Genomic DNA, 24926 nt, shown 5'->3' with positions numbered 1-24926 from the left:
TCACCCTTACCAACATGAACGATATTCATGCAAATTCGAGTCACGCTCCAAAAGCGCACAGGTTTGCTATCATCCCGGCCCTTCGTCATGGCCTTACCGAGTAGTCCAAATGTCCGATCGCAGCGTTCGCCTTCAAGCTCTCAAGCACGCCCTCAAAGAGCGCATCCTGATTCTCGATGGCGGTATGGGCACGATGATCCAGAGCTACAAGCTCGAAGAGCAGGATTACCGTGGCAAACGCTTCGCTGACTGGCCAAGCGATGTCAAAGGCAACAACGACCTGTTGGTCCTGACTCGCCCGGACGTGATTGGCGGCATTGAAAAAGCCTACCTGGACGCCGGCGCCGACATTCTGGAAACCAACACCTTCAACGCCACCCGGATTTCCATGGCCGATTACGGCATGGAAAAACTGGCGTACGAATTGAACGTAGAAGGCGCTCGCCTGGCGCGCAAGGTCGCCGATGCGAAAACCCTCGAGAACCCGGACAAACCGCGTTTTGTTGCCGGCGTGCTCGGCCCGACCAGCCGTACCTGCTCGTTGTCCCCGGACGTCAACAACCCTGGTTACCGCAACGTCACCTTTGATGAGCTGGTGGAGAACTACACCGAAGCCACCAAAGGCCTGATCGAGGGCGGCGCCGACCTGATCCTGATCGAAACCATCTTCGATACCCTCAACGCCAAGGCCGCGATCTTCGCCGTACAAGGCGTATTCGAGGAATTGGGCGTCGAACTGCCGATCATGATTTCCGGCACCATTACCGACGCCTCGGGCCGCACCCTGTCCGGCCAGACCACCGAAGCGTTCTGGAACTCCGTGGCCCACGCCAAGCCGATTTCCGTCGGCCTGAACTGCGCCCTCGGCGCCCGCGAATTGCGCCCGTACCTCGAAGAGTTGTCGAACAAGGCCAACACCCACGTTTCCGCGCACCCGAACGCCGGCCTGCCGAACGAGTTCGGCGAGTACGACGAATTGCCGTCGGAAACCGCCAAGGTCATCGAAGAGTTCGCCCAGAGCGGCTTCCTCAACATCGTCGGCGGCTGCTGCGGCACCACGCCGGGCCACATCGAGGCCATCGCCAAGGCCGTGGCCGGTTATGCGCCGCGCGAGATTCCGGACATCCCGAAGGCTTGCCGCCTCTCGGGTCTGGAGCCGTTCACCATCGATCGCAACTCGCTGTTCGTCAACGTCGGTGAGCGGACCAACATCACCGGTTCCGCCAAGTTCGCCCGCCTGATCCGTGAAGACAACTACACCGAGGCCCTGGAAGTCGCCCTGCAGCAGGTCGAAGCCGGCGCCCAGGTGATCGACATCAACATGGACGAAGGGATGCTCGATTCGAAGAAGGCCATGGTGACCTTCCTCAATCTGATTGCCGGTGAACCGGACATCTCCCGCGTACCGATCATGATCGACTCCTCCAAGTGGGAAGTGATCGAAGCCGGCCTCAAGTGCATCCAGGGCAAGGGCATCGTCAACTCGATCAGCATGAAAGAAGGCGTCGAGCAGTTCATCCATCACGCCAAACTGTGCAAGCGCTACGGCGCCGCCGTGGTGGTGATGGCCTTCGACGAAGCCGGCCAGGCCGACACCGAAGCGCGCAAGAAAGAAATCTGCAAACGCTCCTACGACATTCTGGTCAACGAGGTGGACTTCCCGCCGGAAGACATCATCTTCGACCCGAACATCTTCGCCGTCGCCACCGGTATCGAAGAACACAACAACTACGCAGTCGACTTCATCAATGCCTGTGCCTACATCCGTGACGAGCTGCCGTATGCGCTGACCTCCGGTGGCGTGTCCAACGTGTCGTTCTCGTTCCGTGGCAACAACCCGGTGCGCGAGGCGATCCACTCGGTGTTCCTGCTGTACGCGATCCGCTCCGGGCTGACCATGGGTATCGTCAACGCCGGGCAACTGGAGATCTACGACCAGATCCCGGTGGAGCTGCGCGACGCCGTGGAAGACGTGATCCTCAACCGCACCCCGGAAGGCACCGACGCCCTCCTCGCCATCGCCGACAAATACAAGGGCGACGGCAGCGTCAAGGAAGCCGAGACCGAAGAGTGGCGTAACTGGGACGTCAACAAGCGCCTGGAACACGCACTGGTCAAGGGCATCACCACCCACATCGTCGAAGACACCGAAGAATCGCGCCAGTCCTTCGCTCGCCCGATCGAAGTGATCGAAGGCCCGCTGATGGCCGGCATGAACATCGTCGGCGACCTGTTCGGCGCCGGCAAAATGTTCCTGCCGCAGGTGGTTAAATCCGCCCGCGTGATGAAGCAGGCTGTGGCCCACCTGATCCCGTTCATCGAACTGGAAAAAGGCGACAAGCCAGAAGCCAAGGGCAAGATCCTGATGGCGACCGTCAAAGGCGACGTGCACGACATCGGCAAGAACATCGTCGGCGTGGTGCTGGGCTGCAACGGCTACGACATCGTCGACCTGGGCGTGATGGTGCCGGCGGAAAAAATCCTGCAGGTGGCCAAGGAACAGAAGTGCGACATCATCGGCCTGTCCGGCCTGATCACCCCGTCGCTGGATGAGATGGTCCACGTCGCCCGCGAAATGCAGCGCCAGGACTTCCACCTGCCGTTGATGATCGGTGGCGCCACCACTTCCAAAGCGCACACGGCAGTCAAGATCGAGCCGAAATACAGCAACGACGCGGTGATCTACGTCACCGACGCCTCCCGCGCCGTGGGCGTGGCGACCCAGTTGCTGTCCAAGGAACTGAAGGCCGGTTTTGTCGAGAAAACCCGCCAGGATTACATCGAAGTTCGCGAGCGCACGTCCAACCGCAGTGCCCGCACCGAGCGCCTGAGCTACGGCGCAGCCATCGCCAAGAAGCCGCAATTCGACTGGGCGTCCTACACGCCGGTCAAACCGACCTTCACCGGAGCGCGGGTGCTGGACAACATCGACCTCGACGTTCTGGCCGAATACATCGACTGGACGCCGTTTTTCATATCCTGGGACCTGGCCGGCAAGTTCCCGCGCATTCTCCAGGACGAAGTGGTCGGTGAAGCCGCCACCTCGCTGTACAACGACGCGAGGGAAATGCTGCGCAAATTGATCGACGAAAAGCTGATCAGCGCTCGTGCGGTGTTCGGCTTCTGGCCGGCCAACCAGGTGCATGACGACGACATCGAGCTCTATGGCGATGACGGCAAGCCAATGACCAAGCTGCATCACCTGCGCCAGCAGATCATCAAGACCGACGGCAAACCGAACTTCTCCCTGGCCGACTTCGTCGCGCCCAAGGACAGTGAAGTGACTGACTACGTGGGTGGTTTCATCACCACCGCCGGCATCGGCGCCGAAGAAGTGGCCAAGGCCTACCAGGACGCCGGCGACGATTACAACTCGATCATGGTCAAGGCCCTGGCCGACCGCCTGGCCGAAGCCTGCGCCGAGTGGCTGCACCAGCAGGTGCGTAAAGACTATTGGGGTTATGCCAAGGATGAAGCGCTGGATAACGAGGCACTGATCAAGGAACAGTACAGCGGTATCCGCCCTGCTCCGGGCTACCCGGCCTGTCCGGATCACACCGAGAAAGCTCAGCTGTTCGCCCTGCTCGATCCAGAAGCCCAGGAAATGCGCGCAGGCCGCAGTGGTGTATTCCTCACCGAGCACTACGCGATGTTCCCGGCGGCAGCGGTCAGTGGCTGGTACTTTGCTCACCCGCAGGCGCAGTACTTCGCCGTGGGCAAGATCGACAAGGACCAGGTGCAGAGCTACACGTCGCGCAAAGGCCAGGAACTGAGCGTTACCGAGCGCTGGCTGGCGCCGAATCTCGGTTACGACAACTGAGTGATCAACTGAAAAAAACCTTGTGGGAGCGAGCTTGCTCGCGATAGCGGCGTATCAGTCAACATTGATGTTGAACATCAAGCCCCCATCGCGAGCAAGCTCACTCCCACAGGTGATTTACCTGCTTGAGGCAGCCGTCAGCTCCGCGACCTCCTGTCGGGACAATTCGATCATCTTCGCGTTGCGCGCCGCCCTCTGCTCGAAAAGCTGAGTCAGTAATGCCGCATCGTCAGCGCTTTCAACTTCCTCCTGAACATCCATCTCATCCAGCGCCTTGAACACCTCAGGATGTTTTTCCTTGAGATAACTTTCCCAATAGTCGCGCTGGATCAAGTCTTCAAAGAAACCATCGGACTGCTCTGCGTTGACGATCTCGATGCGCGCGTCCGCCAGTTGTCGAGCGGTCACTCCCGAGGCATAGGTCATGTGTTTCGGTTGCCCTGGCAGCTCCAGGCCGTCCGCCCATCCTTGTGTCAGCCCGATTCGATAGCCTAAGCGTATTTCGGCCTCATCCTGCCCGCTTTGCGCGGCGATTTTCCTCGCGAGGTCGTCGACCTTGTCCAGTCGAAACAGCTGCCGGGATAAATTCAGCAGTGCATGCCCCTTCACACTCGGGCGCCCGACGGGAATATCAAGCAAGGCATTGTGGGTGAAGACTCTGCTTTCCAGCCCACTGAACGTCAGGATTCGACCGTCGACACACGTGCCGTGGGTGCTGGAACTGGCAAACAGGATCTCCCGTAGTTCGGTATTGCTGGCGGCGGCTTCAATGACCGTCCAGACCCGCCGCGTCAGATCGGCGTTAGCCACCCTGAACTCCTGCGTATCCTGCAGTCGCGAAAGCAGGTGAAAGAACGCCGCATTGTCCGGTTCCGCCGCGAGTTGATTCCACATCCCGGTTTTACTGGCCACTTCCTCGGGAGGAAGATGGGTTAACCACGGTGTTTTTTGTTCGGTATCCGGCTCAGTCTCAGGCAGTTCCTCATCCGTATCGATGCCTTCACTGCTATCGTCGCCATCGCCGTTGGCGTCATCGATCAACTCGTCAAGATCGGCCCGCGAGATCCCCAGCACCCTGTCGTGGAAACCCGCTTCACGGTAATCCCTGAGGCGTTCAAGGCTCTCAAGCGACAGGTTGAAGTTGTCGCTCAAATCCGTACCGGCCGTCAAAACGTCATGGTCGCCACTCAGGGCCTGCTCGGGGATCGACGTGATGTCGTTGCCACTGAGATTGAGCGTGCCCAGGTGCTGGCTGTCGAACACCCCGTCCGGCCATTCGGTCAAATTATTGTTGCGCAGATCCAGCGTCTCCAATTGCTCGAAAACGCCGATATCAAAGGTATCCAGTTCGTTGTAGCTCAAGTCCAGCCAGCGCAGACGCTCCAGATTACTCAATGCGGCATACAGCAGTTCGGCATCGTCCATCCGGTTCGAGGACAACTCCAGACGCTCGAGCCTGTCCATGTCACAGACCGGCTCTGGAACGCCATCCAGCCCATTGCCATTGAGGTCCAGGGTTTTCAGGCGGGTAAAGGCCTTGAGGAACCCGTCGGAACCTTGCCGGGTAAGTTTTACGCTCGTCAGTTTCAACGTGCCGACATGCTCGAACGATGCCGGCACCTCAGGCAGGTCACCCAGTTGCAGACCGTTGAGATCCAGCACCGCATCAGCCACCGCGCCCGTGCTGCTCAGACCTTTTTGCCAGCATTCGACGATCCGCAAGGCAGCCTGCCTGCGAATGCTGGAAGATGTCATCCAGCCGTTTCCGCGAGATCCCCGGGTAAACAGCCAGTCATTCAATTGGCGCGTGAGCGTTTCATAGGTTTTCTCCCATTCGGCAATTTTCACGCTCGCAGCTTCGCTGCCCTGCATCTGTTCGATCATTTGCAAGGCGTCATCATCGGCGAGTGTCGGTTTCAGCCGTTGCAGGCGCTTTGTTAAAACTGCAACCCCTTCTCCCGCCGGGACTTCCGGCAGCGGCAACAATTGAAGCGCGATCGAACTGGCGCTTTCGAACGGCGGGAAATCCTGTGGCACCTGCTCCAGGTCGAACCGTTCCAGCGCGCCGGCCGGAAGACCTTTGGCCATTTCCATTCGATGCCGGGCTGCGTTGCGCATGGCGACGGCTTGAGGGGTTAAAGGTGTGCCCGCGAGGTTGGTCTTGAGCAGCGTCTCATCCGCAAGCGGCTCCGGCAGCGCGTTGACCCTGCTGTCGCGCAAGTCCAGCCAATACAGCTCTGGCAGCTCCTGTACCCCGGTCGGCCATTCTTGCAGCGCCGTGCCACTTAGGTTCAAGGACTTGAGGCGGGTCATTGCACTGACATCCAAGGTATTCAACGGGTTGTTGCTCAAGTCCAGGTATTGCAGTGCCTGCAATCCATCAAAAGCCTGCTGAACCCCGGCGTCGCCAACAATCCGGTTATTGGAAAGATCCAGATCAGTCAGTTTTTCAAGATCACCGGGCGCAAAGGGCACTTCAGTCAAACCGCTGCCACTCACGTCGAGTCTTTCAAGCCCGGGAAAACCGCGGACGAACTTGCGAGTCTGCTCGACGGGGGCACTATTACCCTTCAGATACAAGGTTCGTACTTCAGGGAAGGCACCGTCCGGCAATTCTGGAAACTCGCTCAACGCCAGGCTCGGCAGATCCAGTACCGAGGCATCGGCCGTCGAGCCGTAGCGTTTGAATGCGCCATTGCGCCAGCAGATTCTCAGGGCATCTGCCGTCCATGTACGTCCGATGATTTCGTTGGCCGCTGCAGGCATTCGCAGCGCGCGTTGGGACCAGTCCTCAAGATGCCGGTTGAGCTGATGATGCTGCTCACTCAATGCTTCGACGGCGTCGAATCTCGCCCCTGCGTCTTGCCACTGTTCGACAAATTGATTGAATAATCCCGCGGACGGGTCATTGATGCCTTCAGCAAGACGTTTCAACTCGCCCTTGCAGTAATCCCTGACCATTTCTTCCAGATCAACAAGGTGCCGGGGCTGACGCCGGAGATACTCATAGGCCTGCTTGAAGTTTGGGCGCGGCATGTTCGACCAATCCAGCGACAACCCGGACCAGAGTTTTTCATGCCCTTCGAAAATGCCTTCGGGGAATGTACTGATGGCTGTACCGGTGAGGTTAAGACGTTCAAGTCGGGGCAGTTCCAGAACCCCGGTTGGCCACTGATCCATTGACGGCGCGATCACGTCGAGCAGACGCAGATTGCGCAGCCGGCTTACGTCCAACGGCACGGGAACGCCCCAGGTTGAATACACGCTGAGCTCCTCGAGCGCCGTCAACGCACCCAGTCTCGACGGCATGTCTGCGGCGAAGGGCGCGGCTGAATACAGGCTCAGCCCCCTGAGGTCCGGCATGCTGCTCAGCACTTGGGGCACGGTGCTGAAATCGTTGCCCGTGGCATTGATCCGCAGTCTTTTGAGCTTGGGAAAATTCGCCAACAACGCATCGACATTGGCGTCGGTGATGCTTCGACCCCGGACATACAGATCACCCACATGGGAGAAGTCCGCCGACAGCGCAGGGATCGGGTCGTCACAGACCAACTCAAGCAATCTGTAGCGCGGATGCTCCCCGGCCAGCGGCGAATTACGCCAGGATTGCTTGAGACTCTGCGCGACCGAGGCCTTGCCTCCGAGCATCGACTCCAGGACAGAACCCGCTATCGGCTCGCCGACCCATTGATCGAGCGTCGCCTCGAGGGTCTCCCACTCGCGCATACGCTCCTGCAGGAGGCTATAAATCTGTGCGTCGGTTTTACCCGCGCGCAGTTGCGCCAGGATAAACCCATTGGCCTGCTGATCCGTCAGCGCCGGATACACGTCCTGTACCCGCGACACCAGAGAAGGATTCAAACCTTGCCCGCGCCCGCTGGCGTAGTAGCCCACCCGACGCTCCGTTACGCGTACGGGCGGCTTGAACGCCTTGCCGTTACCGCTGCGCTGTTCCAGCATTTGCGACAATTGCGCCCGATGCTCGAAGGCCGAGTCGATGACAGCCTGCTTCAGATCGACGCTTTGGCCCACGTGTGGAACGCCCAATGCGCGACGGGATTCATCGGGCAATGCGTGCATGATCGAGGCGTAAAAGTTATCGCCGGTGGCGGGCACGCCATTGAGCGTCTCGCCACGCTCATCAAATGCCTGATAGGACGGGCCGTTTTTAACCACGTACTTACGGATTGTCGCGGCCTCGCTACCAATGCCGTCGATGAGCGGACCCTCGATGTGGCCGTCGCGAATCTCCAGCCGCACCTCGCCGGACCACCCCGGCATTTTTTCCAGGGCATGCAGTGCGAGCCACCGGCTGTCAGCGGACAGCGCGGATTCCATGCGCAGGCCAGTGAAAGCCCGGGCCTGACGCCCCTGTTGTGCATACCAACGGGCCTCCTCCAGCATTTTCAGGGGAATTCGACTCATTGTTTTCAGGCGGGTGAGCTCTTCGGCATTGGCATCGAGCAGAACCCTGCGAGCGGCGGCATTACTCAGCCCCGGACTGGCGCGTTGCAATTTTTCGAGCAGTGGTCCGCCAATGCTGGGGTCGGCTTCGAACAGCCGCAAGGCGTGGGACAGCTCCGGCGGCGGCGCAAGATGATCCATGTGCATCTTGCGCAAGGCATTGTCCTCGACACCACAGGCCTCGGCGATGTCGAGCAGTTGCTCATCGGAAAAAGCCTCGGTGATATGGCCGATGCGCCGCAGCAGTGTCAGCCGATCCCAGGTCCGGGGACGCTCCAGCACATGGCGCCAGGCGCCATGCCCGTTGTGTTCGAGTATGGGTTGCCAGGCACCAGTATCAGTCGGATGCCGGATACGCCATTTCTTCAGCGAAGGGTCAAAGGTTGTTTCGTAGACCTTGCCACCCTGCCGAATGAAGGTTTTGCCATTTATCCGGTGCAGCCCCGACGCATCAGGGACTGAATGGCGAGGCAGGATGAGGTTGCGTTCGTAACCGCTCAGGTCAGGTTTCCATAAGCGGGTTTTGCCGTCGTCGCGTTTGATGGATTGCAGGCGCTCGACCAGCGGTTCGGGTTTCACCGCCGTCAGCTTGGCCAAGCCTTTGCCCGCACCGGCCATCACCGCGGCCAGCGCCAGATTCTCGGCCACATCGACCAGGTGCGCCTTGGCCGCCGTTCGATCTCCTTCACTCCACTCGATCGCCCCCTCAAACGACTCGTACAGCAGCTGACCCGCCATGACCGTCAGCATGATCTCCCCCAGTACCGGCACGAACATCGACACCATGTTCAGGCCCAGCATGCCTAATTCCAGCAGATGATTGAGCTTTTGCGCCCGCACTCGCGCATCGACGTCCGCCGTGGGCACCGCATGGCTGCGTGCGTCGGCGATGACTTTCTTGCGGTTTTGCTCGTAGAGATAAGTCCACAGATCACTGTTGGCGGACCAGATGCCCGCCACGCCTTCGCGAATCATCCCGAATGGATTGAGATAAGGATCTTCGACCGACTCACGTTTGCCCGCAGGTTCTGGCGGCAGCTCTTTGATGCGGGCGACGGACGACAACGGGGGCACGTACTGGAGGACCTTCAACCAGAATGAATGCAAAGGATCAGTCGGAGAGTCGGCGGCCTTGCGGGTGAACTGGCTGAAGTAATAAGGGCGGTCGGCGTAGGCGACGAACTGGCTGAAAAAGCGCTGGTGGGCGGTCGGCCCACTGCCACTGGCGGGCAATGCGTCCTGGGCGGTGAACTGACGCTTGAATTCTTCACGCAGCTGCTCAGAGGTATAGCGTTTGAGCGGGTGCTCGGGATCGTGGGGAATGTAGACGATGTAGTCGTTGGTATAACGATATTGTTCACTGATGCTGAACACGACGCAGCCCGTCATCCTGCGCTTCATCAGGTTCAGGTCACGAAACCAGACTGGCCTGCTGCCTACACGGGGATGGACCTCGCCATTAACCACCGAAAGGATCATTGCGTAATCGTCGGGTTCGATGTCTTTTTTCAGCAGCGCCAATTCAGCGGCTGCTCTCATTGCCGCTTTCTGACTGGCAATGAATTGCTCGGACACTGTCGATTTCTTCTGCGCAGCCGTTGCCTGGAAAAACGCCTCGACACGGGTTTGATACTGCGCGCCGATATCCAGCTTGCGGCAGAGTGAGAGGAATTGCGTGACCGACATGTTGAGGGCAGTGACCTCGAACGTACCAGGCGTGGAAGTCTCGACTACAAAGCCCGACCCGCGATGAAAGGCGCCCGCCTCGCATTCGGACGCTTCGCAGTTATGCAGTGCCGCCTGCAACAACGAAAGCTTCATCACCTCGAATGTGCTGATCTCGATTTCAAGATCGCTGACTTCCAGCGCTCGCCTCAGGCACACCAGGGTTTTGTTGACATCGGCCTCGACCCCGAACTGATCCTTCAGCGCCTTTTGCAGTATCGGCTCGGCAAAGCTTTCGGCATCTGGCAGCGACGACATGGTTTTGTCGAGCAGGGTCTGGCAAACCAGGCTGTCGTTGAAACGGTCTTTCAGTGCCTGCTGTTGCTCGCTGGAGGCTCGCGAGTACCAGCGCGGCGCGAGCGAGCCGCTGGCTTTTATGGCCGCCCGCCGCTGCGGCGTGGCATCGACCAACCAATCAGGCGTCAGCTGTTCAAGTAGTTCGCGGTGAATGCTGGTTTGGCCCGCAACCAGAGGTTGACGGGGCACAGAGGGGGGATGGGTAGACATTGTGTCGCTCCTGAAAATTGGAACGACAGAACATCATTTCAGTGAACCGTATCTGCGGTAGATAGTTATCGCATCGGCCCAGACTGATTTCAATATGCGTCGATTCGCAGGCCGGCCGCACCACTGGCCGGCAGATTGTCTATGCTCTGAGGACTTACTGACAGGCGAGGGATTTATGGACGATCCGGTCGACAACAAGCCGCCAACCTTCTGGCAGATGTTGCACAGCGTCATGGCGGCAGCGTTCGGAGTGCAGAGCAACAAGAACCGGGCGCGGGATTTTACCCACGGCAAGCCCAGTCATTTCGTGATCCTGGGGATTTTGTTCACCACGGTATTTGCCCTGACGCTGTTTGGCATCGTCAAACTGGTGTTGCTGCTGGCAGGGATCTGAAACGGCTCAGTGCATCAGGATTTGCAGGCTGAACGGATAGCGGTAGGACGCTGGTCGCCCCTTCGCCGACAGCTTGTGGAAATCCACCCCGAAATTCTGTGCGCTGCCCAACGCAAGCAGTTGTTTGGCTTGCGCCCGGTTAATCAATTGCAACAGCGGAAGTTGTCGGTCCCGACCGCCGTACTGGCTGATGTCGACCCCTTGGTCATAGTCATGCAGCTCAACCAGTGCCCAGCCACCCAGGCTGAAATGCCCGCCCAGCAACACGCTCAGGCGGTTGTCGAGCAGCGCTTGCAATGCTGCGGGTGAATTGTTGATGGCGCCGAACAATGCATCCTTGCCCGGAACACCGCCCGATTCGACATACGCCTGCATGACGCCAAACGCCATTTCGTCGTTGGCCGCCCACACCAGTGAAGTCTGCGGATAACGCTTGAACAACAGTTTGGCTTGCTCGTACGCGCGCTGACGTGTCCAGCCACCGTACACCAGCTGACGCAAACGCACTTGCGGGTGTTCGGCCAGCGCCCGACGCATGCCCTTCTCACGCAACTGCGCCGACGGCGTGACCTTCAAACCGGAAAAAGCCAGCAGGTCAATCATCTGGCCCGGGGCCACCGGGGGATGCAACCGAATCAACTCCTTGAGCATCAGGTAGCCGCCCTCCTCATCGTTGGGCACCAGGCTGCCGATCCAGTCGGGATACTTGTCGGGTCGGGCGCCGAGCAGTTTTACCTGATCCACAGTCAAGGCATTGTTGACCAGAAACAACTTCACCCCGCTGCCTTGTGCCAGGCGCAGCACTTCGGGGGCAACGGATTGTTCGTTGACGAACACAAGGTAGTCGGGACGATTGTGTCCCTGGAGGGCTTCGCGCGCCTGCTTGATGATGTTTTCAGGCACCCGGTCGGAGTACTGGATCCGCAGGTCCATGCCCAGATCCCTGGCGGCGGCCTGCATGAACTGCGAGTAACTGACCCAAAAAGCTTCCTTGGTGGTTCCCGGGTTAAGGAACAGCACTGACGCCGCTTGAGCGCACGGTCCCGCGACCATGCCCAGCGCCAGTAATACACCCCTTAGAAACTTCAACATGTGTCGTCCGAGCCCCCGGAAATTCGCCGCGCATTATAGCCAGCGAACGTCCGTAAAACGGCGACTTTTCCGGTTTTTGTCAGACAATCGTCGGAACCGGGCCCGGACGGGGTCGCTTACTGATGACTGACCCAGAATACCGCGGTCCCCACGACCAGAATGATCAGGAACAAAATGGCCCATGCATCAACGGTGCTATCGCTTTTCCGTGCTTTGGTTGGGTTGCTCATTGCATCGCCTCTTGTCGGTTTTATCGGTGATTGCATAAAGACTCGAGCAGAGTAAAGACGACGATTGCCCGCATCACAAACAGGGTCTTTGTAACAGCGCCCCTCATTAGTCGATTTGGTTCTTTACATATGCTCAAACATCACTTTTACGCATAACTGCAAACTGGTATCGTGCCCCGGCTCCGTAGGGAGTGCGCGGCCGTGCGCGCAGAATTGCCGAGGTATTATCGGACGCCAGCAAGCCAAAAAACGCCGCTGTTTCCGACCGGCCCAAGCCTGAGAACAGGACTTATATGTACGTATACGACGAATACGATCAGCGGATCATCGAGGACCGCGTCAAGCAGTTCCGTGATCAGACCCGACGCTATCTGGCAGGCGAGCTGAGCGAAGAAGAATTCCGCCCCCTGCGCCTGCAAAATGGCCTTTATATCCAGCGTTTCGCGCCTATGCTGCGAGTCGCCGTGCCTTACGGCCAACTGACTTCGCGCCAGATGCGAATGATGGCCAGGATTGCCCGCGACTACGACAAGGGCTATGCCCACATCAGTACCCGGCAGAACGTGCAGTTCAACTGGCCGGCCGTGGAAGACATTCCGGACATTCTCGCTGAACTGGCCACCGTGCAGATGCACGCGATCCAGACCAGCGGCAACTGCCTGCGCAACGTCACCACCGACCAGTTTGCCGGTGTCGCCGCCGACGAACTGATCGACCCGCGCCCATGGTGCGAGATCGTCCGCCAGTGGACCACGTTCCACCCGGAATTCGCCTACCTGCCGCGCAAATTCAAGATTGCCGTCAACGGTTCGACTTCCGACCGTGCCGCCATCGAAGTCCACGACATCGGCCTTGAGCCGGTGCACAACGCAGCCGGCGAACTGGGCTTTCGCGTACTTGTCGGCGGTGGCCTGGGTCGTACGCCGGTGGTGGGTGCATTCATCAATGAATTCCTGCCGTGGCAAGACCTGTTGAGCTACCTCGACGCCATCCTGCGGGTCTACAACCGCTATGGCCGTCGCGACAACAAGTACAAGGCGCGGATCAAGATCCTGGTCAAAGCGCTGACGCCTGAAGTCTTTGCGCAGAAAGTCGATGCGGAAATGGAGCACCTGCGCGGTGGCCAGACCACGCTGACCGAAGCCGAAGTGCAGCGCGTCGCCACACATTTCGTCGATCCGGACTACAAGGCGCTGGGCAACCAGACCGCCGCCCTGGCCGAGCTCGACCAGCAGCACCCGGGCTTCGCCCGCTGGCGCGTGCGCAACACCCTGGCCCACAAGAAGCCGGGCTACGTGGCCGTGACCTTGTCCCTGAAGCCAACCGGAGTTGCACCGGGCGACATCACCGACAAACAGCTCGACGCCGTGGCCGACCTGGCCGACCGCTACAGCTTCGGTCAACTGCGCACCTCCCACGAGCAGAACATCATCCTGGCCGACGTCGAGCAGGAGAAGCTGTTCGCCCTGTGGGGCGAGTTGCGCGAGCAAGGTTTCGCCACGCCGAACATCGGCCTGCTGACCGACATCATCTGCTGCCCGGGCGGTGATTTCTGCTCCCTGGCCAACGCCAAGTCGATCCCGATCGCCGAATCGATCCAGCGCCGCTTCGACGACCTGGACTACCTGTTCGACATCGGCGAACTGGACCTGAACATCTCCGGTTGCATGAACGCCTGTGGTCACCACCACGTCGGCCACATCGGCATCCTGGGGGTGGACAAGAAAGGCGAAGAGTTCTATCAGGTTTCCCTCGGCGGCAGCGCCAGCCGTGACGCCAGCCTGGGCAAGATCCTCGGCCCGTCCTTTGCCCAGGAAGCCATGCCTGACGTGATCGAAAAGCTGATCGACGTGTACATCGAACAACGTACCGAAGACGAACGCTTCATCGACACCTATCAGCGTATTGGTATCGACCTCTTCAAGGAGCGTGTCTATGCAGCGAATCATTAAGAACAACGAGGTCGTCGACGAAACCTGGCACCTGCTGCCCAAGGACTTCAACATCGACGAGATCAGCAACTGCGACGACCTCATCGTGCCGTTGCAGCTGTGGCGCGAACATAGCCGCATGCTCCTGGCCCGCGATGGCGGCCTGGGCATCTGGCTGGACGCCGATGAAGAAGCCGAGGAAATCGGTGAAGACGTGGCGCAATTCCAGGTCATCGCCCTGAACTTCCCGGCATTCACCGATGGCCGCAACTACTCCAACGCCCGCCTGCTGCGTGACCGTTACGGTTTCAAGGGCGAATTGCGGGCCATTGGCGACGTGCTGCGTGACCAGTTGTTCTACATGCATCGCTGTGGTTTCGACGCGTTCGCCATTCGCGCCGACAAAGACCCGCACGAAGCCCTTGAAGGCCTCAAGGACTTCTCGGTGACCTACCAGGCCGCTGCCGACGAACCGCTGCCGCTGTTCCGTCGTCGCTGACCGTCACCCCTTGAACCCCGACCCGGGGTTCAAGGGGTTTTACCCTTCGCGCTAAAACACCGGATTATCCACCAGCGGAATCGGACGCCCCATGGCGACCCAGTCGCAGTACAGCCGGACTCGATCTTCCAGCAACACGAACAGCCTGAACGGATTGTCCGCATCGGCCGTCCGCGTTTCGACACAGTGCAGCAACCAGCCCCACAACTCTTCTGACGCATCCGCTTCGTGGAGCAAGCGCCACACACGCGCCTGCAGCGACCAATAACCGACCCGGAAATCCGCCGTCAGGCTCAATCCATCCATGACCCGGAGCAACGCACTGCCCGATGGCTTGACGGCCAATCGTTGCCAGATCTGTTGCCGCGCCTCGCGCACGCTTTCATCACCCTCCTCCAGCCAGGGCGTCGCACTGCCGTAATCGGCACCCGGCTCACTCAACCACAAATTGATACCGGTGCGCTCACGATGACTCACCAGGCGCAACAACGTGTCTTCATCCGTCAGCGGATTGCCCCACAGTTTCACCCGGTCCCGGGACACCGCCTGAATCAGTATCGAGTAGGGAACCCGACCGATCCGGTTGCCTCGCAAGTCGAGCGAGGTGAAGTACGGCTGATCGGCGATGCCTATCGGACAATGGCTGATTCCGGTGTTTCTCAGGTTCAACACACGCAGTTCATTCATCCCCAATACCACGGGCGGTACAGTCAACGGGTTGTCACTCAGATCCAGCGTTTGCAAGCTCACCAGCTCACGAAACTGCGAAGCCGTGCGCTCCTGAAGCTGCAAAAAGGTGGAACTCAGGTTGAGCGTAGTGAGGTGGGGCATTTGCCGAATCGGTGGAGGCAACACACCTTCCAGCACGCCGTCTGCGTTGAGCCGCCGCAGGTCGACACGTTCCAGGTTCAGGGAACGCAGGTTCGGAAAACTTTCGAGAAAGACGCTCAGGCTCTCGCGCTCGACCAGGTGCAAGCCCCGCATCGATAGCTCGACGACCTCATTGAAGCGCACGTTCATCGTTGGCAACCTATGGTAGTCCTCGAAGCCCAGATCCAGCCTGTAACCAGAGAACGTCTCGCCGGACATGACTCTATTGATCTGGGGCGGGCATTTTTGCCAGATGCCCATCAGTTCGTCGCCCAATTCAATTCGCGTTTCACGCTCAAAGCCGATCACGGTTTGCAGAAGTTCGACATTGTGTGCCGCCACCTGCTCAGGGCTCATGCCTGCGGCGTCATCATCGTCCACCGCAAGAAAATCCACGTCCATGTCATCGACATCCAGCACGGCCTGGTCGATCCACTGGCGCAGATCGGCATGCAACTGCTGCATCTCGAGAATCAGGCGATCCACCAGCGCTTGAGCGCCGTTACCCGCCATCAGGAGCAGCTCATCCGCCTGGGCATCGGTGAAATCCGGATACAGATTCTTGACCTGCAGTCGCATGATTTCATGGGTCAGCGCAGCGGCCTGTGGCGTATTCGGAAAGCCGCCACCGCGCAACCCCGTGGCTTCGAAGGACAACCGCGAATCCATTCGATTCAAGCCGAGTATCAGCTCGGAGCGGGGCAAGGCATGTGTGCCAATACGCAGGCGCAACTGGCTGGCCGCGTCTGGGGAGCGCAGCGACATCGCCGCGCGTTCCTCCCCTGACAATAGATCGACCAGTGCGGTAAACAGATCCGAACCCTCGCCGTCGGTAGCCGCCATCGTGGAATACCGATAGCGATCACCGACCTTGATCAAGCGCCGGCAATCCGCCGAATCGGGCGGGCCGCAACGGTCCAGGACCCGGCCACTGATTGACCCGTCGTGCACTTCGATGCGTAAGTCTTTCGGCCAACCGGGCAGGCGTGGCAGGGAATGCAACGCCAGGACATCGGTTTCCGGATGGACGATCGAACGCAAGTACAGACCTTCATAAGCCCGGTTGAGTCGTGCATGTTGTTGATACTCCCGCGACTTGCTGTCCAGGCGCTTGAACAGTAGCAGCGCCTCGTCAGCATCGACGGGCCGATTGATGTCAACTCCCGAACGGTCGAGGATCTGCTCCACGGCGCTTTTCGGCAAACCTTGGTACTCACGCTGAAACAGGCGAACCCACTCTTTGTCCGAGTGCTGGAGCGCCTGATATCGGGCGTTGAACAATCCGGCCCGGGCTTGCGGGTCGGCGACGATTTCGAGTTCCTGATCGAGCTTGAAGCGTGTGATGGTGTCGGCGAGCAACGGCGTCGGCGGACGGCCAGTCTGCATCAGGCGCAGCATATCGTCGTCGACCGTACTGACCCGGGCGATCTGCGCCAATACCTCATCACTGAAGGCAGCAAGGGGTGTGCAGACGCCACGCATCAGCTCCACACGTGTCGACACCGGCGCCGGAGCCGATCCGGGTGCGGGCTCGGTCGGGGTTTCGGGATGCGGCTCGCTCCCGGGTTCCCGGGGTTCGTACAACGTTCCGGCGATTTTTTCTTCGCCCTTGAGTGCCGCCACCGCCCCGGCCAGCGGGAGTGCATTGAGCAAGCCGAACACCGTGCGCGTCACGCCCTCGGAGCGTTGCTCCGGTGTTTTACCGTTGACGGCCTGATCGAGGCCATAACCGGCGTCGATCAGGCCGGCCAGTACCAGGACGCCCTCACCTCCCGGAATGAACAGTGCCAATGGCCCCAGTCGGTTGATCCACTGCACGAGCGGTTCCACCACCGCGCTCAGGTTGTCGCGATTGACCTGGGCATCGTCGCGGATGGTTTTGACGCTGGCCATGGAGGCCTGCTTCATGGTCAGCACCAATTGCGCGAACGGATCGGTGTCGGCAGGCGGACGCTCAAGGTCGATATAGTCCTGCGGGTCCCAGAAACCGTCGTTGTTGAACAACCCTGCGTTCTTTTTCAGCCAGTGTTCCTTCGGGTAAACCGCCATGCCCTCCAACGCCGTCGACACCCCCGCATGGAAGGTACCGTCTTCACGATCGTCCTCGGCAAAATGCGCGACCAGCGCTTGCCGTGTGGCGGCAACCCTGCCTTGGTCCACGATCCATTGACGCAGGTGCCGGAAGTCGGCGAATTCATGCAAGGGTGAGGAGTTGCCGGGAATGTTCAGCAAGACCCGGCCGCTGTGACGGTGGCGATAACACCAGATATCGTCCGATGTATAGCGATAGATCGTCAGCCGACCGACCTCGATTGGCGCGCTGATGCGGGTGGGCGCCTGCACCTGGCCGATGGTCAACGCATTCCAGGTCTGCTGCGCTGGCAACCCGGCGGCCTGCATGGCCAAGACCAGGCCTTCCTGACTCAAACTGCCCTCCTGATGTTGCAGGCAGGCGCTCATGATAAAGGCGGCCTTGACTGAGGTTCTCAGGTCGTAAGGCGCCGCCTGGACGATACGCTTATCGGAGGGCCACGCGCGATCAAGGTAAGCCTGATAGCGGGTTTGCAAATCCAGCTCCCACACCCACTGTTTGAACGCCGCAGGCCTCAGGGCAATTTGCGTTGCCGGCCCATAGACCTGGGGCGTGGTCTGGCGATAAATGCCTTCGTAGGTGTGGTGATTGCCATTGCCGTGATCGGCGAATTCATCGACATGCTCCACGATGCGAACGGACGGACCGACATCGGGCGGTGTGTACAAGCCAAATGCGCTTTCGGCAAAACGCCCGTCACCGACGGTCTGGTAGTTCGCCAGCAACGCCTGCACCAGGGTTTGCGTGTTTGCCACCTGGCCTTGCTCGATACCGTCCTGCGGTGGGTGCCCGCGATAGCGGTAATCCAGGGTGACCAACAGGGCCTTTTGCGGGTCGATGTCTTGCCCCCATTTTGCCTTGATCAACTGGGCACCGAACTGCTCGGGAGACTGCGGCAAAGCCGCGCCCACCACAGACTTCAGTGTTTCGCGCAGCGGTGCAAGATCGGGATGAAGCGGTGTCTGATGGTCATTCATATGCGTTCCATGGCAATTATTCCGGAACACCAACATAACCAACCGCCGCATTACCGAAAGCAGGAACGGTCGCCTGCTGCCTACAGAGATTTCGCCGGGCCGTGGAGGACATCAGGCAAGTATTCGCAGGCAAAAAAAAAACCGGGGCTAATGCCCCGGCTGGATGTTTTGCAATATCTCCTGCCCCGTTACCAGAAGCGTTGCTGGGTCAAACGGCTCCACCAGCTCAGCAGCACACGATCGACCGAGCCGCTGGCGGCCATGCCAATGCGCTCTTGCAGGCTTTTGCGCTCGGCATAGTGCAGGTGATAAAGCTCGGACTGCCTGGCGCGTTCGGCGAGGTACTCGTCGCTGGTCTTGAGTTCATCGACCAGGTGTTTTTCCAGCGCCGCCACGCCAAGCCAGATTTCTCCGGTGGCCACTTCATCGATCGCCAGTTGCGGGCGATAGCGCGACACGAAGTTCTTGAACAGTTGATGGGTGATATCCAGGTCTTGCTGGAACTTCTCCCGGCCCTTCTCGGTGTTTTCGCCAAACACGGTCAGTGTGCGTTTGTACTCACCGGCGGTCAGCACTTCGAAGTCGATGTCGTGCTTTTTCAGCAAGCGGTTGATGTTGGGTAACTGCGCCACCACGCCAATCGAGCCGAGGATCGCGAAGGGTGCGCTGATGATCTTCTGGCCGATGCACGCCATCATGTAGCCACCGCTGGCCGCGACCTTGTCGATGCACACGGTCAAGGGCACGCCGGCCTCACGGATACGCGCCAGTTGCGAGGAGGCCAGGCCGTAGCTGTGAACCATGCCACCGCCGCTTTCCAGGCGCAAAACCACTTCGTCCTTCGGTGTGGCCAGGGTCAGCAAGGCAGTGATTTCGTGGCGCAGGCTTTCGGTGGCCGAAGCCTTGATATCGCCATTGAAATCGAGCACGAACACCCGGGGCTTGGCCTCGGGTTTTTTCTTCTGTTTCTTGTCGGTTTTAGCCTGGGTCTTGCGCAAGGCCTTGAGCTGATCCTTGTCGAGCAACGTCTGCTCCAGGCGTTCGCGCAGCCCTTTGTAGAAATCATTGAGTTTGCTGACCTGCAACTGGCCCGACGACTTGCGCCGCCCCTTGCTGCGCAAGGCCGCAAAACTGGCCAGGACCACCAGAATGGCGATCACCAGGGTCACGGTCTTGGCCAGAAAAATGGCGTACTCGGAAAAAAACTCCACAGGGACTCCTCAAACGATGCGCGGCTTGAACGCGCGCGGGATACCTCCAGCATACCCATGCGCCGACCTTGCTACCAGCCGTGAAAGCTCTGGTAACAGGCCTGTAACGGGCATTTCAAACAAGCGTATGTTTTTTCATTGACAGCACACCGCCATCCTCATAACCTCGCCAAACCTTCAACGTACCGGGAAGACGCGGACGTGGGCAGTATCTATTTGATTCGACATGGCCAGGCCTCCTTCGGTGCAGACGACTACGACGTGCTGTCGCCGACCGGTATTCGTCAGGCTGAAATCCTGGGTCAGCACCTGGCCGAACTCGGGATCAGCTTCGACCGCTGCCTGGCGGGGGATCTGCGCCGCCAGCAGCACACGGCCAACAGCGCGCTGGAACAATTCGCCGCGGCAGGCCTGCCGGTGCCGCTGCTGGAAACCGACTCTGCCTTCAATGAGTTCGACGCCGATGCAGTGATCCGCGCGCTGTTGCCGGCCATGCTGCCGGACGAACCCGAGGCCCTGGACATCCTGCGCAACGCCGCGCAAAACCGTGGTGAGTTCCAGCGTATCTTCGCCCTGATCATCGAGCGCTGGTTGGCCGGCACCTACGACACACCGGGCCTGGAGAGCTGGCTGGGGTTTGTCGAACGGGTGAGGGCCGGTCTGCATCGCATTCTCGACCAGGCCGACAACACCCAGAAAATCGCCGTGTTCACGTCCGGCGGCACCATCACCGCCCTGCTCCACCTGATTACGCAAATGCCTGCCCGGCAGGCCTTTGAATTGAACTGGCAAATCGTCAACACCTCGCTCAACCAGCTTAAGTTTCGTGGTCGCGAGGTGTCCCTGGCTTCCTTCAACAGTCATGTGCACCTGCAACTGTTGAAGGCCCCGGAACTCATCACGTTTCGCTGAGTCCGGACTATTGTGACCCTGGCTGTAATCACCCAGCTCTTATTACCCAAGAAAGGATCGAACCATGACCTCCGTAGCTGATGCCGTACAAGCAATGAAAGCCAAGTTCAACCCAGCCGCTGCCGCCGGTCTGGACCTGGTCTTCGGTTTCCGCATCGACGACACCAAGAACTTCTCGCTGATCGTCAAGGACAGCACCTGCGAGCTGCAGGAAGGCGAGAACCCGGACGCCCAGGTGACCCTGGTGATGGACGGCGAAACCCTGCAAGGCATCGTCGACGGTTCGACTGACGGCATGCAAGCGTTCATGGGCGGCAAACTGCGCGCTGAAGGCGACATGATGCTAGCGATGAAACTGTCCGAGCTGTTCCCGTCGTAAGCACCTGGTTCCCGAACTTCGGGAGCGTGCCTGCTGCAAACGAATCCCGCCCTTAGTGGCGGGATTCGTCGTTTTTGCTGGTCCTGTGGCGAGGGGGCTCACCATCGTTCGACTGCGAAGCAGTCGCACAACCAGAGATTTCGACTTGTCGGAAGGACGTCAAGGGCCGCTTCGCGCCCCAACGGGGGCAAGCCCCCTCGCCACAGGTCAGGTGGTGCTCTTACAATGCGGGCACTTACACCACCGGCCACCCCATGGACATCGACCTCGCCCGCACCTTCCTCGAAATCGTTCGCCATGGCAGCCTGGCCGCGGCTGCCGAGAAGCTCCATGTCACCCAGACCGCGATCACCGCACGGGTGCAAAAACTCGAGAGCCAACTGGGCAGCACCCTGTTCGTGCGCAATCGTGCCGGCGCCCGCCTGACGCCCAATGGCGAAGCGTTCGTGGTGTATGCCAATCAGCTGGTGCAAACCTGGGAAGCCGCGCGGCGTGATTTGCCGTTGCCCGAAGGTTATCGCGATGTGCTGCACATCGGTGGCGAGGTGAGTCTGTGCAACCCGTTGATGCTCGGCTGGGCCGGCGAGATTCGCAAGAACATCCCCAGCCATGCCCTGCGCATGGAAATCCGCGACGGCGAAAACCTGCTGCGCCAACTGGAGTTAGGCGTTCTGGATGCCGCGCTGGTGTATCAGCCCGAATATTGGCCGCGCCTGCAGGTCGAGCAGATTCTCGAAGAAAAACTGATTCTCGTGCGCCTGGCCGACAAGCCCGATCCTTATGTGTACATCGATTGGGGCGCTGATTTTCGACGCCAGCACGACGCCGCGCTGCCGGAGAAGGCCAAGGCTGCGCTGAGTTTCAATCTGGGCCCGCTGGGCTTGCAGTATCTTCTCGAAAACGGCGGCAGTGGCTACTTCCGCACCCGCGTCGTGCAGAGTTATCTGCAAAGCGGCGCCCTGGAACGGGTGCCCAAGGCGCCGGAATTCAACTATCCGACCTATCTGGTCTACTCGCGCGATCGTGACTCGCCGACGCTGCAACGCGCCTTCGACCTGCTGCGCAAAGTCATCGACTCCGACGAAGACTGGTCGCAGCGATGGGATCCGCTGACCTGAGACCGGTTTGCACCGGATCATGGCCGTTGTGTCCTTAAGGTTCGGTCCGTCAAATCACCGGGATCGGCTAATCTGAAAGAGATAACAAAAACGACAGGTGATTGCAGTGAGGCAGACCACCGAAGGATTCCGCGGCCGTTACCGCGCCGACATTCATCCGCTCTACAACCCCTGGCTGCATGGCGCGTTTGTCCTGGTGTTCGGGGCACTGGCAATCAGCGTCTTCTGGAGCAACGTACAACAGGTGCGGCCAGCGGAATGGCTGGCGGTGCCCGTCACGCTGCTGCTGTTCAACCTCGGTGTGTACATGGTGCATCGCCACCTGGGGCATCATAAAAAGAGCTTCGCCCGGCTGTTTTACGCCCGTCACGCAGGCGACCACCACAGCTTCTTCACCCCCGGCCACATGACCTACGACAGCGCCCGCGACTGGCGGGTGATTCTGTTTCCGGCGTGGCTGATCGTGCTGCACACCCTCGCCGTCGCCCTGCCCCTCTGGTGGCTGCTCAAGCACATCAATACCAACGTCGCCGGATTGGTCGGCGGCCTTCTTGTCCTCGGCTACCTGACTTATGAAGTGTTTCATGCCTGCGAGCATCTGCCGTCGCGCAACCCGCTCACACGGCTGCCGTGGATCCGCCAGATGCGCCGCCTGCACGAACTGCACCACCGCCGTGAACTGATGCAGGCGCGTAATTTCAACATCGTTTTCCCGCTGATGGACTACCTGTTCGGCACCCTCTATTGGGAGCCTGAACCTGAACCGCTCAACCCGACGAGAACCCCCATGACCCGCATGCAGCATCAGGTTGTCATTGCTGGAAACCCGATCCAGGTACTTGCCTACGCCAGCACCGTGACCCTTTGGCCGCAATGGCATCCGTCGTCGCTGCGCATCGACGGGCCAAAAGGCCCGCTGCATGCCGGCGCACGTTTCGAGGAAGACATCCGTGCCGGCGGGCGCGACGGGCACTTGCGCTGGGAGGTGGCGGAGTACCTGCCCGGGCGGCGCTGGAGCGCCGAGGCCCGGGGTGACCACGGCCTGTCGCTGGTGGTGACCTATGAATGCGATGCCACAGGCGAAGACACACGTTTCGTCCGCACCCTGGAATATCAGTTCAGCGGCCTGGCAATGCGCATTGCCAACCGCTTGTTGCTCAAGCGGCGCATAGACCGGGAATCGGCGGCGTCGATGCTGGCATTGCGCGACATGGCACAGAAGTATCTGGCTGCGACAGGGGGCGGCGTGTGAGCAGAACCTTCAAATGTCTGTTGCTGGTCATCGTCGTCATCGGCGCCTTCCTGCTGCTGATGCCCACCAAGGTGCGGCCGGTGGCCTGGACACCACAAGCCGCGCCGTCCCTCACCAGCGGAATCTACGCCGACAATCAGCGGCTCAAGGAGGTGGAGCGCGTCGGCGCCGCCAATATCGACGGGCCGGAAGCCTTGTTGCTGGAAAACGACACGCTCATCACCGGCCTGCACGACGGGCGCCTGATCCGTACGAGCCTGGACGGCAAGACCACTAGTATCCTGACCGATACCGGTGGCCGGCCACTGGGCCTGGCCCGGCATCCCAATGGCCTGCTGGTGATCGCCGATGCCGTCAAAGGCTTGTTGTCCCTCGACGCCCAGGGACGCCTGGTGGCCTTGACCACAGAGGCCGACGGCGTTCCCTTCGGTTTTACCGACGACGTGGCCATCGACAAACCCGGTCACTACGCTTATTTCAGCGATGCTTCGAGCCGCTTCGGCTATGGCCACGACGGTGAGGCCGTGATCGAACACGGCGGCGACGGTCGACTGCTGCGCTACGACTTCCAGACCGGCAAAACCTCGGTTGTGCTGGATAAGCTGGAGTTTGCCAACGGCGTGACCCTGGGGCCGGACGATGCCTATGTACTGGTCAATGAAACCGGCGCCTACCGCATCACTCGTTATTGGCTCAGCGGTCCGAAGGCCGGCACCCAAGACCTGTTTATCGACAACCTGCCAGGGCTGCCGGACAACCTGTCGTTCAATGGCCACGACCGGTTCTGGGTGGCGCTGTATGCCCCCCGAAACTCCTTGCTCGACGCCACGGCGGCGCATCCGTTCGTGCGCAAGATGATCGTGCGGGCCATGACCGTCTTGCCCAAGCCCGTGGAAAAACACGGATTTGCCCTGGGCCTGGACCTTGATGGCAAAGTGATCGCCAACCTGCAGGACGGCAGCAGCGACAATTACTCCCCCATCACTACCGTGCGCGAGTATGGGGACTGGTTGTATTTCGGTTCGCTGAAAGCCCGGAACATGGTGCGATTGCCGCTAAGTAAGGCATTGCAATGAACAGTCCCCTTCCTGAACTCACCGAAGCCCCCCTGTAGGAGCGAGCCTGCTCGCGATGGACTCAAATGCACTGCGTTTAGTCAGTAAACATACGGCATCGTTAACGACCATCGCGAGCAAGCTCGCTCCTACAGAGGGCGGTGTTCATTCTGGATCGATGTCGACACCCTCATCATCCGGCCACTCATCGATGCCCGGCTCTTCCTCGGGATTGACTGTGGTGTGTTCGGGGCTCAGGGGTTCGGGATGAGTGGGGATCGGGTCGTAGCCACCCTGTTGTTCGCTGGGGTATTTGGGCTGGGTCATGAGGCACCTCGTTGAGAGCCATAACAGCGGTCTCTGAACATTCGAGGTGCCGGTTGTGATGCCGTTCCAAC

General features: G+C 59.8%; 14 protein-coding genes. 9 read left to right on the top strand and 5 right to left on the bottom strand.

Annotated elements, in window-relative coordinates; genetic code table 11:
• Positions 1-109 precede the first annotated feature (109 nt).
• Positions 110-3820, top strand: coding sequence for a methionine synthase (gene metH / locus AC1RP7_RS17015; RefSeq protein WP_340312144.1), 3711 nt, complete (start codon positions 110-112; stop codon positions 3818-3820).
• A gap of 117 nt (positions 3821-3937) precedes the next feature.
• Here the strand turns inward: metH and AC1RP7_RS17010 are convergent, their stop codons facing one another.
• Entirely contained in the window at positions 3938-10516 is a 6579-nt protein-coding gene (locus AC1RP7_RS17010) for an NEL-type E3 ubiquitin ligase domain-containing protein (protein ID WP_493183002.1), read from the bottom strand.
• Between the two features lie 175 nt (positions 10517-10691).
• Here AC1RP7_RS17010 and AC1RP7_RS17005 point away from each other — a divergent pair, with 175 nt between their 5' ends.
• Positions 10692-10910 (top strand): DUF2970 domain-containing protein, encoded by a 219-nt coding sequence (locus AC1RP7_RS17005; protein ID WP_057714552.1) that lies wholly within the window; start codon positions 10692-10694, stop codon positions 10908-10910.
• Positions 10911-10916: 6 nt separating this feature from the next.
• Here the strand turns inward: AC1RP7_RS17005 and AC1RP7_RS17000 are convergent, their stop codons facing one another.
• On the bottom strand, positions 10917-12002 hold the full coding sequence (locus tag AC1RP7_RS17000) for an ABC transporter substrate-binding protein (RefSeq protein WP_493183004.1): 1086 nt from the start codon (positions 12000-12002) through the stop codon (positions 10917-10919).
• A gap of 523 nt (positions 12003-12525) precedes the next feature.
• Here AC1RP7_RS17000 and AC1RP7_RS16995 point away from each other — a divergent pair.
• Together AC1RP7_RS16995 and AC1RP7_RS16990 are read left to right on the top strand one after the other, a co-directional pair.
• Positions 12526-14184 carry a nitrite/sulfite reductase gene (locus AC1RP7_RS16995; protein WP_090455659.1) on the top strand — a complete coding sequence of 553 codons (1659 nt, stop codon included), beginning with the start codon at positions 12526-12528 and terminating at the stop codon, positions 14182-14184.
• Positions 14168-14662: a DUF934 domain-containing protein gene (locus AC1RP7_RS16990; protein ID WP_057714377.1), complete on the top strand. Its 495-nt coding sequence runs from the start codon at positions 14168-14170 to the stop codon at positions 14660-14662. The genes AC1RP7_RS16995 and AC1RP7_RS16990 overlap by 17 nt, the downstream gene beginning before the upstream one ends.
• Positions 14663-14713: 51 nt before the next feature.
• On the opposite strand, the gene AC1RP7_RS16985 is transcribed toward AC1RP7_RS16990, so the two are convergent.
• Both AC1RP7_RS16985 and sohB read right to left on the bottom strand, forming a co-directional pair.
• Entirely contained in the window at positions 14714-18601 is a 3888-nt protein-coding gene (locus AC1RP7_RS16985; protein WP_493183006.1) for a dermonecrotic toxin domain-containing protein, read from the bottom strand.
• A gap of 188 nt (positions 18602-18789) precedes the next feature.
• Positions 18790-19812 carry a protease SohB gene (gene sohB / locus AC1RP7_RS16980; RefSeq protein ID WP_090455662.1) on the bottom strand — a complete coding sequence of 341 codons (1023 nt, stop codon included), beginning with the start codon at positions 19810-19812 and terminating at the stop codon, positions 18790-18792.
• A gap of 201 nt (positions 19813-20013) precedes the next feature.
• On the opposite strand from sohB, the gene AC1RP7_RS16975 reads away from it, so the two are divergent.
• From AC1RP7_RS16975 to AC1RP7_RS16955, 5 genes are all read left to right on the top strand, one after another.
• The gene (locus tag AC1RP7_RS16975; RefSeq protein ID WP_493183007.1) at positions 20014-20724 is read left to right on the top strand and encodes a histidine phosphatase family protein; all 711 of its coding nucleotides are present in this window, start codon (positions 20014-20016) and stop codon (positions 20722-20724) included.
• A 64-nt stretch (positions 20725-20788) separates the two neighbouring features.
• The gene (locus AC1RP7_RS16970) at positions 20789-21103 is read left to right on the top strand and encodes an SCP2 sterol-binding domain-containing protein (protein ID WP_007946492.1); all 315 of its coding nucleotides are present in this window, start codon (positions 20789-20791) and stop codon (positions 21101-21103) included.
• A gap of 254 nt (positions 21104-21357) precedes the next feature.
• Positions 21358-22221 carry a LysR family transcriptional regulator gene (locus tag AC1RP7_RS16965; protein ID WP_057714369.1) on the top strand — a complete coding sequence of 288 codons (864 nt, stop codon included), beginning with the start codon at positions 21358-21360 and terminating at the stop codon, positions 22219-22221.
• Between the two features lie 106 nt (positions 22222-22327).
• Positions 22328-23473 carry a sterol desaturase/SRPBCC family protein gene (locus AC1RP7_RS16960; RefSeq protein ID WP_493183008.1) on the top strand — a complete coding sequence of 382 codons (1146 nt, stop codon included), beginning with the start codon at positions 22328-22330 and terminating at the stop codon, positions 23471-23473.
• Positions 23470-24549: an SMP-30/gluconolactonase/LRE family protein gene (locus tag AC1RP7_RS16955; protein WP_493183010.1), complete on the top strand. Its 1080-nt coding sequence runs from the start codon at positions 23470-23472 to the stop codon at positions 24547-24549. Before AC1RP7_RS16960 ends, AC1RP7_RS16955 begins: the two co-directional genes overlap by 4 nt.
• A 144-nt stretch (positions 24550-24693) precedes the next feature.
• On the opposite strand, the gene AC1RP7_RS16950 is transcribed toward AC1RP7_RS16955, so the two are convergent.
• Complete coding sequence (locus tag AC1RP7_RS16950; RefSeq protein WP_173677945.1) at positions 24694-24855, bottom strand: hypothetical protein; 162 nt, start codon at positions 24853-24855, stop codon at positions 24694-24696.
• Positions 24856-24926: the final 71 nt, after the last annotated feature.

It is taken from the genome of Pseudomonas sp. GW822-FHT01E03 (assembly GCF_058802985.1).
The sequence above is the reverse complement of the archived record's forward strand: the minus strand, read 5'-3'. Positions and strand labels throughout refer to the sequence as shown.